11 protein-coding genes are annotated in these 13,043 nt (G+C 64.4%); 2 read left to right on the forward strand and 9 right to left on the reverse strand.

The genetic code is table 11. The features are described from left to right. Nucleotides 1-318: 318 nt before the first annotated feature. The 4 genes from asd to leuC all read right to left on the reverse strand — a co-directional run bounded on the left by asd (nucleotide 319) and on the right by leuC (nucleotide 4,748). On the reverse strand, nucleotides 319-1,431 hold the full coding sequence (asd, locus tag ACODS5_RS24180; RefSeq protein WP_134693292.1) for an aspartate-semialdehyde dehydrogenase: 1,113 nt from the start codon (nucleotides 1,429-1,431) through the stop codon (nucleotides 319-321). A 63-nt stretch (nucleotides 1,432-1,494) separates the two neighbouring features. After that, nucleotides 1,495-2,577 carry a 3-isopropylmalate dehydrogenase gene (gene leuB / locus ACODS5_RS24185; RefSeq protein ID WP_489109843.1) on the reverse strand — a complete coding sequence of 361 codons (1,083 nt, stop codon included), beginning with the start codon at nucleotides 2,575-2,577 and terminating at the stop codon, nucleotides 1,495-1,497. 99 nt (nucleotides 2,578-2,676) lie between these two features. Continuing rightward, the gene (leuD, locus tag ACODS5_RS24190) at nucleotides 2,677-3,318 is read right to left on the reverse strand and encodes a 3-isopropylmalate dehydratase small subunit (RefSeq protein WP_134693294.1); all 642 of its coding nucleotides are present in this window, start codon (nucleotides 3,316-3,318) and stop codon (nucleotides 2,677-2,679) included. Continuing rightward, the gene (leuC, locus tag ACODS5_RS24195) at nucleotides 3,315-4,748 is read right to left on the reverse strand and encodes a 3-isopropylmalate dehydratase large subunit (RefSeq protein ID WP_134693295.1); all 1,434 of its coding nucleotides are present in this window, start codon (nucleotides 4,746-4,748) and stop codon (nucleotides 3,315-3,317) included. Before leuC ends, leuD begins: the two co-directional genes overlap by 4 nt. 131 nt (nucleotides 4,749-4,879) lie before the next feature. Here leuC and ACODS5_RS24200 point away from each other — a divergent pair, with 131 nt between their 5' ends. Then, the gene (locus ACODS5_RS24200; RefSeq protein WP_134693296.1) at nucleotides 4,880-5,758 is read left to right on the forward strand and encodes a LysR family transcriptional regulator; all 879 of its coding nucleotides are present in this window, start codon (nucleotides 4,880-4,882) and stop codon (nucleotides 5,756-5,758) included. 50 nt (nucleotides 5,759-5,808) lie between these two features. Beyond that, the gene (locus ACODS5_RS24205; RefSeq protein ID WP_489109844.1) at nucleotides 5,809-9,105 is read left to right on the forward strand and encodes a PAS domain S-box protein; all 3,297 of its coding nucleotides are present in this window, start codon (nucleotides 5,809-5,811) and stop codon (nucleotides 9,103-9,105) included. A gap of 186 nt (nucleotides 9,106-9,291) precedes the next feature. Here the strand turns inward: ACODS5_RS24205 and ACODS5_RS24210 are convergent, their stop codons facing one another. The 5 genes from ACODS5_RS24210 to ACODS5_RS24230 all read right to left on the reverse strand — a co-directional run bounded on the left by ACODS5_RS24210 (nucleotide 9,292) and on the right by ACODS5_RS24230 (nucleotide 12,820). Further along, complete coding sequence (locus tag ACODS5_RS24210) at nucleotides 9,292-9,735, reverse strand: Hsp20 family protein (protein WP_134693298.1); 444 nt, start codon at nucleotides 9,733-9,735, stop codon at nucleotides 9,292-9,294. Between the two features lie 182 nt (nucleotides 9,736-9,917). Beyond that, nucleotides 9,918-10,889, reverse strand: a complete 972-nt coding sequence (locus ACODS5_RS24215) for a tRNA dihydrouridine synthase (RefSeq protein WP_134693299.1) — start codon at nucleotides 10,887-10,889, stop codon at nucleotides 9,918-9,920. A 52-nt stretch (nucleotides 10,890-10,941) separates the two neighbouring features. After that, nucleotides 10,942-11,376, reverse strand: coding sequence for an acyl-CoA thioesterase (locus ACODS5_RS24220; protein ID WP_134693300.1), 435 nt, complete (start codon nucleotides 11,374-11,376; stop codon nucleotides 10,942-10,944). Nucleotides 11,377-11,421: 45 nt separating this feature from the next. Continuing rightward, nucleotides 11,422-12,255: an alpha/beta fold hydrolase gene (locus ACODS5_RS24225; protein ID WP_489109845.1), complete on the reverse strand. Its 834-nt coding sequence runs from the start codon at nucleotides 12,253-12,255 to the stop codon at nucleotides 11,422-11,424. A 25-nt stretch (nucleotides 12,256-12,280) separates the two neighbouring features. After that, a complete protein-coding gene (locus ACODS5_RS24230; protein ID WP_134693302.1) occupies nucleotides 12,281-12,820 on the reverse strand; it encodes a TetR/AcrR family transcriptional regulator in 540 nt (179 codons plus the stop codon). Between the last annotated feature and the right edge of the window lie 223 nt (nucleotides 12,821-13,043).

The following is a 13,043-nucleotide window of genomic DNA, read 5'->3' on the forward strand; positions in this document are numbered from 1 at the left end:
AGGATGGGCCCTACAGCGCGGTCCTCCCGGGAGCAAGGCCGCAGTGAGGGAACCCGGAGCGAAGCGTAGGGCCGGATGAATGGAGCGCAGCGGCTTTGGTTACTTTGGCCAAGACCAAAGTAACCCGCCGTAAGGGCGGAAAGGTGACTATGCGTCAACATCGCAAATGAATGCGAATAAAATAATCAAAACAAACAACAAACAACAAACAACAAACAACAAACAACAAACAACAAACAACGAATCTGACACCCATAAAAAAACCCGCATCACTCTCGCAATACGGGTTCTTCAAAATCCCAACTCAAACCACCCAGGTCACCGCTCCAGCAAAATCCGCAGCATACGCCGCAGCGGCTCGGCAGCCCCCCACAGCAACTGGTCGCCAACGGTAAAGGCACCGAGATACTGCGACCCCATGTTCAGCTTGCGCAACCGCCCGACCGGCACGTTCAGGGTCCCGGTCACCTTGGTCGGGCTCAGCTCCTGCATGCTGATATCACGCTGGTTAGGTACCAACTTCACCCAAGGGTTGTGCTGGCTGATCATGCCCTCGATATCAGCCAGCGGCACGTCCTTGTTCAGCTTGATGGTCAGCGCCTGGCTGTGGCAACGCATGGCGCCGATGCGCACGCAGATACCATCCACCGGCACCGGGTTCTTGAAGCGACCGAGAATCTTGTTGGTCTCGGCCTGGGCCTTCCACTCTTCACGGCTCTGCCCGTTCGGCAACTCCTTGTCGATCCACGGAATCAGGCTGCCGGCCAGTGGCACGCCGAAGTTTTCAGTCGGGAACGCTTCGCCACGCATGGCCTCGGCGACCTTGCGGTCGATGTCGAGGATGGCGCTGGCCGGATTGGCCAGGTCATCGGCGACAGCGGCATTGATACCGCCCATCTGGCGGATCAGCTCACGCATGTTCTGCGCGCCGGCACCGGAGGCCGCCTGGTAGGTCATGGCGCTCATCCACTCGACCAGGCCGGCTTCGAACAGCCCACCCAGCCCCATCAGCATCAGGCTGACAGTGCAATTGCCGCCGATGTAGTTCTTGGTGCCCGCATCCAACTGCTGGTCGATGACCTTGCGGTTGACCGGGTCGAGGATGATCACCGCGTCATCCTGCATGCGCAGGGACGAAGCGGCGTCGATCCAGTAACCCTGCCAGCCGGCTTCGCGCAGCTTGGGGAACACTTCGTTGGTGTAGTCGCCGCCCTGGCAGGTCAGGATCACGTCGAGGGTCTTGAGCTCGTCGATGCTGTAGGCGTCCTTGAGCGGGCCAGTATCCTTGCCCACGTTCGGGCCTTGGCCACCGACGTTGGAGGTGGTGAAGAACACCGGTTCGATCAGGTCGAAGTCCTGCTCTTCGAGCATCCGCTGCATGAGCACGGAACCGACCATTCCACGCCAACCGATCAGACCTACACGTTTCATCGCAACTACACCTTTGCTAAAAGTGGGCCGCCACCGGGAGTTTTTGGTGGCGGGCCAGAGAGATTACAGATTCCGCAGCGCTGCGACTACTGCGTCGCCCATTTCCTGCGTGCCCACCTTGCGACAGCCCTCGGAGAAGATGTCGCCAGTGCGCAGGCCCTGGTCCAGCACACGGCTCACGGCCTGCTCGATCGCCTCGGCGGCGGCCGCCTGGTTGAAGCTGTAGCGCAGCATCATCGACACCGAGAGGATGGTCGCCAGTGGGTTGGCGATACCCTGCCCGGCGATGTCCGGCGCCGAACCGTGGCACGGCTCGTACATGCCCTTGTTGTTGGCATCCAGCGACGCCGACGGCAGCATGCCGATGGAACCGGTGAGCATGGAAGCCTCATCCGACAGAATGTCGCCGAACATGTTGTCGGTGACCATCACGTCGAACTGCTTGGGCGCGCGCACCAACTGCATGGCGGCGTTGTCGACGTACATATGGCTCAGCTCGACATCCGGGTAATCCTTGGCCACGTCCTCGACCACTTCGCGCCACAACTGGCTGGAGGCCAGCACGTTGGCCTTGTCCACCGAACACAGTTTCTTGCCGCGCACACGGGCCATGTCGAAGCCGACACGGGCGATGCGGCGCACTTCGCTTTCGCTGTATGGCAGGGTGTCGTAAGCCTGGCGCTCGCCGTTGTCGAGCTCGCGCTGGCCACGCGGGGCACCGAAGTAGATGCCGCCAGTCAGCTCGCGGACGATGAGGATATCCAGGCCAGAGACGATCTCGGGCTTAAGCGACGAGGCATCGGCCAGTTGCGGATAGAGGATGGCCGGACGCAGGTTGGCGAACAGCCCCAGTTGCGAGCGGATCTTCAGCAGGCCGCGCTCGGGACGGATGTCACGTTCGATCTTGTCCCATTTCGGCCCGCCCACGGCGCCCAGCAGTACCGCGTCGGCCTGGCGTGCGCGTTCCAGGGTTTCGTCGGCCAGCGGCACGCCGTGCTTGTCGATGGCGGCGCCGCCGATCACGTCATGGGCCAAGGTGAAACCGAGCTGGAACTTGTCGTTGGCCAGCTCCAGCACCTTGACCGCCTCGGCCATGATTTCCGGGCCGATGCCATCACCAGGGAGAATCAGAATCTGCTTGCTCATGCGTTCCTCTATCCAATCAAGCGGCGCGCCCTACGGGCGCGCCGGAAAACTCAGTGTCCAATGGGTCTTAACGCGAAACAAGCCCGCCGCCACCGGCGATCAATCGCGGAACAACCAAGGCTGGCTGGCGCGGTGGCGCCCTTCGAACGCCTTGATCGCCGCGCTGTCCTGCAGGGTCAGGCCAATATCATCAAGGCCGTTGAGCAAGCAATGCTTGCGGAAGGCATCGATCTCGAACTTCAGCACCTTGCCGTCCGGGCGGGTCACCGCCTGGGCCTCGAGGTCGATGGTCAGCTGGTACCCCGGGTTGGCCTCGACCTGCTTGAACAGCTCATCGACTTCAGCGGCGTCGAGAATGATCGGCAACAGGCCGTTCTTGAAGCTGTTGTTGAAGAAAATGTCGGCAAAGCTCGGCGCGATCACGCTACGGAAGCCGTATTCATCCAGCGCCCATGGGGCATGCTCACGGCTTGAGCCGCAACCGAAGTTCTCACGGGCCAGCAAAACGCTGGCCCCCTGATAACGGGCGTGGTTGAGCACGAACTCCTGGTTCAACGGGCGTTTGCTGTTGTCCTGGTAGGGCTGGCCCACGTCCAGGTAGCGCCACTCATCGAACAGGTTGGGGCCGAAGCCGGTGCGCTTGATCGACTTGAGAAACTGCTTGGGAATGATCTGGTCAGTGTCGACGTTGGCACGATCCAATGGCGCTACAAGACCGGTGTGCTGAGTAAAGGCTTTCATGCTGCGCTCCCTTGGATCAACTCGCGGACGTCGATGAAGTGGCCGGTCACCGCGGCGGCGGCGGCCATGGCCGGGCTGACCAGGTGGGTACGGCCACCGGCGCCCTGGCGACCCTCGAAGTTGCGGTTGGAGGTGGACGCGCAATGCTCGCCGCTCTCCAGGCGGTCCGGGTTCATCGCCAGGCACATCGAGCAGCCAGGCTCACGCCACTCGAAACCAGCCTCGAGGAAGATCTTGTCCAACCCTTCGCGCTCGGCCTGGGCCTTGACCAGGCCCGAGCCCGGCACGACGATGGCTTGCTTGACACTGGCGGCAACCTTGCGGCCCTTGGCGATCTCGGCGGCGGCGCGCAGGTCCTCGATACGCGAGTTGGTGCACGAACCGATGAACACGCGGTCGAGCTTGATATCAGTGATCGCCTGGTTGGCGCTCAAGCCCATGTATTTCAACGCCCGCTCGATCGAGCCACGCTTGATCAGGTCGGCCTCGGCGGCCGGGTCCGGCACACGCTGGTCCACCGCAAGCACCATCTCGGGCGAGGTGCCCCAGCTGACTTGCGGCTTGATCTGCGCGGCATCCAGCTCGACAACGGTGTCGAACACCGCATCCGCGTCAGACACCAGGTCTTTCCAGGCCTCTACCGCGCGCGTCCATTGCTCGCCCTTGGGCGCATAGGGACGCCCCTCGACATAGGCAACGGTGGTCGCATCGGTGGCCACCAGGCCGACACGCGCGCCGGCCTCGATGGACATGTTGCAGATGGTCATGCGGCCTTCCATCGACAGCTCACGGATGGCGCTGCCGGCGAATTCCATGGCATGGCCATTGCCCCCGGCGGTGCCGATCTTGCCGATCACGGCAAGGACGATGTCCTTGGCGGTGACGCCGTCGGGCAACTGGCCTTCGACGCGCACCAGCATGTTCTTCATTTTCTTGGCCACCAGGCACTGGGTGGCGAGCACGTGCTCGACCTCGGAGGTGCCGATGCCATGGGCCAGGGCGCCGAACGCGCCGTGGGTGGAGGTGTGCGAGTCGCCACAGACCACGGTCATGCCCGGCAAGGTGGCGCCCTGCTCCGGGCTGATGACGTGGACGATGCCCTGACGCTCGTCATTCATCTTGAATTCGACGATGCCATATTCGTCACAGTTCTCGTCGAGGGTCTGCACCTGCAGGCGCGACACTTGGTCGACGATGGCCTCGATGCCGCCCTTGCGCTCTGGCGTGGTCGGCACGTTGTGGTCGGGGGTGGCGATGTTGGCATCGATGCGCCAAGGCTTGCGCCCGGCCAGACGCAGGCCTTCGAACGCCTGGGGCGAGGTCACTTCGTGGATGATGTGGCGATCGATGTAGATCAAGGAAGAGCCGTCATCGCGGCGCTTGACCTCATGAGCTTCCCAGAGTTTGTCGTAGAGCGTTTTGCCAGCCATCAGACTGTTCCTCATCAGCGTCTTTCTATGCCAAAGACCCCTTGGCTTGTACGGACGATGCTATGGCGATAGATTGAATAACTCAAATTCATAATTTTCATGCTTTGCATAACCATCAGGAATTTAAATAGATGGACCTGGCCAACCTCAGCGCCTTCATCGCCATCGCCGAAACCGGCAGTTTCTCTGGCGCCGGCGAACGCCTGCACCTGACCCAGCCGGCCATCAGCAAGCGCATCGCTGGGCTCGAGCAGCAACTGGACGTGCGCCTGTTCGACCGCCTAGGCCGCGAGGTGACCCTGACCGAGGCCGGTCGCGCCCTGCTGCCCCGCGCCTACCAGATCCTCAATGTGCTCGACGATACGCGCCGCGCGCTGACCAACCTCAGCGGGGCGGTGAGCGGTCGCCTGACCCTCGCCACCAGCCACCATATCGGCCTGCACCGCCTGCCACCGCTGCTGCGCGCCTTTACCCGCCAGTACCCGGCGGTGGCGCTGGACATCGAGTTCCTCGACTCCGAGGCGGCCTACGACGAAGTGCTGCATGGCCGCGCCGAGATTGCCGTGATTACCCTGGCGCCCGAGCCACACCACCTGGTGCGCGCCGTGCCGGTATGGGACGACGCCCTGGATTTCGTCGCCTCGCCCGAGCATCCGCTGGCCAGCAACGCCAGCGTGAGCCTGGCCGATGTGGCCCGCCACCCGGCGGTCTTCCCCGGCGGCAACACCTTCACCCACCATATCGTTCAGCGGTTGTTCGAAAGCCAGGGCCTGGCGCCGAACATCGCCATGAGCACCAACTACCTGGAAACCATCAAGATGATGGTTTCCATCGGCCTGGCCTGGAGCGTGCTGCCGCGCACCATGCTCGACGAACAGGTGGCGCCCATCGCCCTGCCGGGCATACAGCTGTCGCGCCAGCTAGGCTACATTCTGCACACGGAGCGTACGCTGTCGAACGCGGCCAGGGCCTTCATGGCACTGCTCGACAGCCACGCAGGGTCCGCCTGACCGGTCGTCAGCGCTACAGGGAAGCTTCATTCGCCAAAGGTCTGGTACCGATGCCCAAATCAGCAAACCGCTTTGCGCGCCTACCCCGCATTCCGGCGGCCGACCCCCAGGAATCGGAGCAGGCCTGGCAGAACGCGCCACAATTGCTCGCCGCGCTCAACGGCGCCCGCCTGGGCGCCTGGCTGTGGGACATCGAGAGCGGTCGGGTCAGTTGGTCACGCGGCACCCAGGCGCTGTTCGGTTTCGACCCGCAACGCCCGTTGCCCAACGACATCGACTACCTCGACCTGCTGCCCGAGGAAGATCGCGCCCGCACCCGCCAGGCGTTCCAGGCGGTGGTCAACGGCGAACCGATCGAGCAGGCCATGCGCCATCGCATCCAGTGGCCCGACGGCAGCATGCACTGGCTGGAGATCAACGGCAGCCTGACCCACGACGCCAATGGCCGGCCGCAGATGATCGGGGTAATCCGCGAGATCACTCGCCAGCGCGAGCGGGAAACCGCGCTGATCAACTCGGAAAAGCGCTTCGCCACGCTGTTTCATCTGAGCCCCAACGCCATCCTCCTAACCCGCCGTCACGACGGCCTGATCATCGAGGTCAACCAGCACTTCGAGCACATGTTCGGCTGGCCAGGGGCCCAGGTGGTCGGCAAGACCAGCCTGGAACTGGGCCTGTGGGTCAACCCCGAGCAACGCCACCAGGTGCTGGACGCCACCCGTGCCGGCAGCGGCCCGTTGACCCTGGAGGTGCAGTTCCGCGCCACCAGCGGCAAGATCCACGACGGCATCCTCTGCACCCAGGGCATCGAGATGGAGGGGGTCACCTACTTGATCAGCACCTTCGTCGACACCAGCGAGCACAAGCGCGCCGAACAAGCGCTCAAGGACAGCCAGGAGCGCCTCGACCTGGCCCTGGACTCGGCCCAACTGGGCACCTGGGACTGGCACATCCCCAGCGGCATGCTCTACGGCTCCGCCCGCGCCGCCCAACTGCACGGCCTGGACCCGGTGCCGTTCCACGAATCGTTCGAGGCGTTCTTCGAAGGCGTGCCCGAACAGGAGCGCAACGCCATGCGCCAGGCTTACCGCAGCCTGCGTGAAGGGCCCGCCGGCAACTACCAGATCACCTACCAGGTGCAACTGGACAACGGCGCCTCACGCTATATCGAAAGCCGCGCGCGGCTGTACCGCGATGACCAGGGCAATCCGCTGCGCATGGCCGGCACCCTGCTCGACATCACCGAACAAGTCGAGCGCGAGCAGCGCCTGAGCGCCTCGGAAGAGAAATTCGCCAGCCTGTTCCAGGTCAGCCCCGACCCGATCTGCGTGACCCGCCAGGACACCGGCCAGTTCATCGAGATCAATCCGGCCTTCAGCCAGACCTTCGGCTGGAGCACCGCACAGGTGCTCGGCCACACCGCCGAGGAGCTAAGCCTGTGGGCCGAATCGGCTGAACGCGCGCAGCGCATCGAACGGGTGATCCGCGACCAGGCCCTGAGCAACGTGGCGGTGGGAGTCAACCATCGCAACGGCACGCCCCTGACCTGCGTGATCTCCAGCCGCCTGATCAGCGTCGATGGCCAGCCCTGCAGCGTCACCACCCTGCGCGACATCACCCAGCAACAGCGCGCCGAGGCCGCGCTTAAGGCCAGCGAGGAGAAATTCGCCAAGGCCTTCCACTCCAGCCCCGACGCCATCACCATCACCGAGCGCCAGAGCGGACGCTACCTGGAGGTCAACGACGGGTTCAGCCGCCTGACCGGCTACAGCGCCGCCGAGGTGGTCGGGCGCACGGTGTACGAGATCGGCATCTGGGCCGACGAGAAGCAGCGCGGCGCCCTGCTCAACGAACTGCGCGAACGTGGCCGCGTGCACCACCGGGAAATGCTCGGGCGCAACAAGCGCGGCGACATTCTCACCGTGGAAGTCTCGGTGGAGCCGATCAGCCTCAACGAAACCGACTGCCTGCTGCTCACCGCCCGCGATGTCAGCCTGCTGAAGAACGCCCAGGCGCAGATCCGCCACTTGGCCTACCATGACCCGCTGACCAACCTGCCCAATCGCGCCCTGCTGATGGACCGCCTGAGCCAGCAGATCGCCCTGCTCAAGCGCCACAACCTGCGCGGCGCGCTGTTGTTCCTCGACCTTGACCACTTCAAGCACATCAACGACTCGCTGGGCCACCCAGTGGGCGACACGGTGCTGAAGATCATCACCGCGCGCCTGGAGGCCAGCGTGCGCCTGGAGGACACCGTGGCGCGCCTGGGCGGCGACGAGTTCGTGGTGCTGCTCAGTGGTCTTGAAGGCAGTCGCGAGCTGGTGGAGGGCAAGGTCCGGGAACTAGCCGACACCCTGCGCGAGCTGCTGGCCGAGCCCATGTCGCTGGACGGCCAGCGCCTGCAGGTGACGCCGAGCATCGGCGTGGCGCTGATCCCCGACCACGGCGCCACCCCGGCCGACCTGCTCAAGCGCGCCGACATCGCCCTGTACCGGGCCAAGGACTCCGGGCGCAACACTACCCAGCTGTTCCACACCACCATGCAAAAGGCCGCCAGCGAGCGCCTGCGCATGGAGAGCGACCTGCGCCTGGCCCTGGCCCGGGGCGAGCTGGCGCTGCACTTCCAACCCCAGGTCGACGCCCGCGACAACCGCATCGTCGGCGCCGAGGTGCTGCTGCGCTGGCACCACCCGCAACTGGGCCAGCAACCGCCGGCGCAGTTTATCCAGGTACTCGAGGAAAGCGGCCTGATCCTCGAAGTTGGCAGCTGGATCCTCGACGAAGCTTGCGATGCCTGCGCGCGCATGCTGGCCGACGGCTTGATCGACGCCAACGACTTCAGCCTGTGCGTCAACATCAGCCCACGGCAATTTCGCCAGAACGACTTCGTCGAGCGGGTACTGCGCAGCCTGGACGACTTCCGCCTGCCCCGGCACATCCTCAAGCTGGAGATCACCGAGGGCATCGTCATCCAGAACCTCGAAGACACCATCAGCAAGATGCGCGAACTCAAGCGCTACGGCGTGAGCTTCGCCATGGACGATTTCGGCACCGGTTATTCGTCGCTGACCTACCTCAAGCGCCTGCCGGTGGACACGCTGAAGATAGACCAGACCTTCGTGCGCGACGCCCCGGTAGACCCCAACGACGCCGAGATCGTCCGCGCCATCGTCGCCATGGCCCGCAGCCTGGAACTGATGGTGATCGCCGAGGGCGTCGAGCTCAGCGAGCAGCTGGAATTCCTCGAGCGGCTGGGCTGCCATTTATACCAGGGCTACCTGCATAGCCGGCCATTACCCCTGCCGGAGTTCCGCCAGATGCTGCTGGAAACACCAGCGGATTACTGAAAACCACGCGCCCCCTGCAGGAGCGGCCTGGTGTCGCGAAAGGGGTGCGAAGCGCCCCGGATTCGTGCATCAAGCTGATATCGCCGGGGCCGCCATGCGGCCCTTTCGCGACACAAGGCCGCTCCTACAGGGGCCTGCAAAGCAGAAAGGGCACCCGCAGGTACCCTTTCATTCATCCCGCCGAACTCAGTTCAGCGCAGGCTTTTCGCCATTGATCGGGATGCGCTTGGCCTTGGCCTCTTCCGGCACCACGCGCAGCAGCTCGATGCTGAGCAAGCCGTTGGCCAGGCCAGCGCCCTTGACCTCGATGTGGTCGGCCAGGCGGAACGACAGCTTGAAGGCGCGCTGGGCAATGCCCTGGTGCAGGAAGGTGACGCCTTCGCTGCTGTTGTCGCGCTTGCCGCCGATAACGGTGAGGACGCCTTTTTCAACCTGCAGGTCGAGATCCTGTTCCTGGAAGCCGGCGGCGGCAACCACGATGCGGTATTGATCATCGCCATGCTTTTCCACGTTGTAGGGCGGGTAGCTGCTACCGGCCTCGTTACGTGCGGCGGCTTCGAACAGGTCGTTGAAACGGTCGAAACCCACAGAGTTGCGGAAAAGAGGTGCGAGAGAGAAAGCGGTGGTCATGGTCATGAACTCCTGAGATTCAGCAAGTAAAGTCATTACGCGACCCGACTTCGGCATCGCGTACTCAAGAGATATGTCCGGGCGAAAGGCTTTCAAGGGCTGGGCTGAAAAAATTCACGATCGAGTGAAACTCATCGCCATATGGCTTCACGGGAGCGGGCTTGCCCCGCGATAGAGCCAGCTCAGGCGACACATGCCTCGACAGCCTGCATCTGCACCCCCAGCAAGCCACTGATCCGCTGGCAGTCATCCTCCCGACGCAACTCGGCGAACAACGCCACCGCCTCGGGGTAGCCACGGGTCAGCATGGCCAGCCACTGCTTCATCCGTCCCGGCGCGTAGCGCGGCGACAGCTTGGCCTGGGCCTGGCGCCAGAACTCGCGCAGCAGCGGCAGCAGCTCTTCCCAACTCATCGGCTGGTACTCGACGCCATCACGGGCCGCGGCGATCTGCAGGGCCAGGTCCGGGCGCGACACCAGCCCACGCCCCAGCATGATGTCCTCGGCTCCACTGACCTCACGGCAGCGCCGCCAATCGTCGACGGTCCAGATCTCGCCATTGGCGAACACCGGCACCTTGACCACATCCTGCACCCGCGCCACCCATTCCCAATGGGCCGGTGGCTTGTAACCCTCGACCTTGGTACGCGCATGCACCACCAGGTGCGCCGAGCCGCCCTCGGCCAAGGCCCGGGCACAATCGAGCGCGCCATCGGGGCTGTCGTAGCCCAGGCGCATCTTGGCCGTGACCGGGATATGCGCCGGCACCGCGCGGCGCACCTCACACAGGATCGCATGCAGTAATTCCGGCTCCTTGAGCAGCACCGCCCCGCCCCGCGACTTATTGACGGTCTTGGCCGGGCAGCCGAAGTTCAGGTCGATCACCGGCGCGCCCAGCTCGCAGGCCAGGGCCGCATTCTCGGCCAGGCACACCGGGTCGGAGCCAAGCAGCTGCACGCGCATCGGCACACCTGCCGCCGTGCGCGCGCCCTGGCGCAGCTCCGGAGCCAGCTTGTCGAACGACGACGCCGGCAGCAGGCGGTCGCAGACGCGAATGAACTCGGTGACGCACCAATCGATGCCGCCCACCCGGGTCAGGACGTCGCGCAGGATGTTGTCGACCAGCCCCTCCATGGGGGCCAGGGCAATTTGCATGTCAGGGTCTCGCCGCGAAAAAGGCCGCAGTCTAGCAAAAATCCGCCGCCGTTCAGCTGCCGATCAGCGCCGGGCCGTAACCGTCGAGGAACTCCGCCGGCATGCGCCGCGGCTTGCCGCTGGACAGCTCGATACAGGCGAAGGTGGTCTGCGCGCGCAGCAAAGTGACACCGTCCCCCGGGCGCTTGAGCTGGAAACGCCGGGTCATGCGCAGGCGCTGGTCCCAGTCGATGATCCAGGTGGCCAGTTGCAACTCGTCGTCTTCGTAGGCGGCGGCGAGGTAGTCGATTTCATGGCGGACCACCGCCATGGCCCGGTCCAGGCGCCGGTACTCGGCCAGGTCCAGGCCCAGGCGCTGGGAATGGCGCCAGGCGCAACGCTCCAGCCAGGTGACGTAGACGGCGTTGTTGGCGTGGCCGAGGCCATCGATGTCCTCGCTGCCGACCCGAAGGTCGATAATGAATGGTGCTGCCAGATCCCAGCTCATGCCCGCTCCCGCGATTCCAGTGACCGGGCAGAGTGTAACGGATGCTCAGGCGCTTTGCCGCGCGCGCTGGGTGCTGCGCGCCAGCAGCTCCAGCACGGCCTGGCCCAGGCGTGGATCGGCCAGCAGCCGCAGGTGGCCACCCTCCTCGAGCAATAGCAGGCGGCTGTCGAACCACGCCTTGTGGATCAGCGGCGCTTCGCTGGCCAGAACCAGCTTGTCGTCCTCGGCATGCACCACCAGCCCGGGTATGTCCAACTGGTAGCCACTGACATCGAGACGGCTGATCTGCACCCCGACATCGCGCTCCACCTGGCGTATGAACGCCGCCCGGGCGCGCGCCGGCAGGCCAAGCCGCCGGGCGAAACCGCGCAACACCCCAAGCAGCTGCGCCGGCGCGGCGATACTGACCGCGGCATCGGTGCGCAGCCCCCATTGCAGGGCCAGCAACAGGCTGGCGCCACCCATGGAATGGCCGATCACGGCGCGCAACGGCGGCAGTTCGGCCGCCGCTTCCAGCAGGGCGCGGGCGAACAACACCACATTGGCCTTCTCACCCGGCGAACGGCCGTGCCCCGGCCCGTCCAGCGACACCACGGTGTGCCCGCTGTCGACCAGGGTTTCGATCAACGCGGCAAACTGGGTCGGCCGCCCTTCCCAACCATGCAGCAACAGCACGGTCGGCCCCTGCCCCCAGCGCAATGCCGACAGACCAAAGCGCAGGGTGATGCGTTCGGCCTTGGCCAGCAGTGGCAACTCCCACGGTTTGGGCGGCAGATTGCGCGGGCTCATGAAGGCGCGGTGCATCCTGCCGGCGACATGTTCGGGGGCCAAGTGGCCGAGAGTGCCGTTGACACGGCGAATCCAGCTAAGGGTGGTCATCGCCTTGCTCCAGGGGTCAGGGGGTTCAGATCACTGCCGATTTGGCAGCACGCAGGATCCGGTCGGACAGCTCGCCAGGCCCCAGGGCACGGGCCAAAGACAAGCCACCGATCATCAGGGCCAGGTCGGCGAGCGCTTTGTCGATGTCTTCCGGGCGGTCGACCATTTGCGCGGTCATCAGCTCGATGTGCTCGCCCAGCACCTCACGGAAAGCATCCGGCAGGCGCTGCATCTCGCCCAGGGCGCTGGGGATGGGGCAAGCCTGCACTTCAGTGTCACGGTGCTTGCGCGACAGGTAGAACGCCGCAGCCAATGCCCGCCGCTCGGTACCCACCAGGTTCGGGTCGAGCTGGGCCAGCAAGGCCCGACGCTCATCGAGCAATTGACGAAACGCCTCGAGCATCAACTCGTCCTTGCTCTGGAAGTGAGCGTAGAAGCCCCCCACGGTCAACCCGGCAGCGCCCATCACCTGGCTGACGCTTGGCTCGGCGGGCCCCTGCTGGATCACCGCAGCGCGGGCAGCCTCGAGGATCCGTTCGCGGGTTTGGCTCTTTTTGTCGCTCATGGCTCACCTCGAATATTATGATCGACATATTATGCTTATAATATTTATTGGCAAGCAGAATTTTCGGCCTGGGTTCGCCGCGGCAGCTTTTGGGAGGGCGGAAAAAACAAAAGGCCCATTCAATAATCGAATGAGCCTTATAAGTCCCGCAAAACGCGGGTAAAAAATTGGCGTCCCCTAGGGGACTCGAACCCCTGTTACCGCCGTGAAAGGGCGGTGTCCT

This window comes from Pseudomonas sp. FG47 (assembly GCF_057809115.1).

What these genes read in the sequence shown, in the direction of transcription:
- asd (WP_134693292.1), bottom strand. Translation starts at nt 1,431, where the DNA reads ATGAAACGTGTAGGTCTGATCGGTTGGCGTGGAATGGTCGGTTCCGTG.
- leuB (WP_489109843.1), bottom strand. Translation starts at nt 2,577, where the DNA reads ATGAGCAAGCAGATTCTGATTCTCCCTGGTGATGGCATCGGCCCGGAA.
- leuD (WP_134693294.1), bottom strand. Translation starts at nt 3,318, where the DNA reads ATGAAAGCCTTTACTCAGCACACCGGTCTTGTAGCGCCATTGGATCGT.
- leuC (WP_134693295.1), bottom strand. Translation starts at nt 4,748, where the DNA reads ATGGCTGGCAAAACGCTCTACGACAAACTCTGGGAAGCTCATGAGGTC.
- ACODS5_RS24200 (WP_134693296.1), top strand. Translation starts at nt 4,880, where the DNA reads ATGGACCTGGCCAACCTCAGCGCCTTCATCGCCATCGCCGAAACCGGC.
- ACODS5_RS24205 (WP_489109844.1), top strand. Translation starts at nt 5,809, where the DNA reads ATGCCCAAATCAGCAAACCGCTTTGCGCGCCTACCCCGCATTCCGGCG.
- ACODS5_RS24210 (WP_134693298.1), bottom strand. Translation starts at nt 9,735, where the DNA reads ATGACCACCGCTTTCTCTCTCGCACCTCTTTTCCGCAACTCTGTGGGT.
- ACODS5_RS24215 (WP_134693299.1), bottom strand. Translation starts at nt 10,889, where the DNA reads ATGCAAATTGCCCTGGCCCCCATGGAGGGGCTGGTCGACAACATCCTG.
- ACODS5_RS24220 (WP_134693300.1), bottom strand. Translation starts at nt 11,376, where the DNA reads ATGAGCTGGGATCTGGCAGCACCATTCATTATCGACCTTCGGGTCGGC.
- ACODS5_RS24225 (WP_489109845.1), bottom strand. Translation starts at nt 12,255, where the DNA reads ATGACCACCCTTAGCTGGATTCGCCGTGTCAACGGCACTCTCGGCCAC.
- ACODS5_RS24230 (WP_134693302.1), bottom strand. Translation starts at nt 12,820, where the DNA reads ATGAGCGACAAAAAGAGCCAAACCCGCGAACGGATCCTCGAGGCTGCC.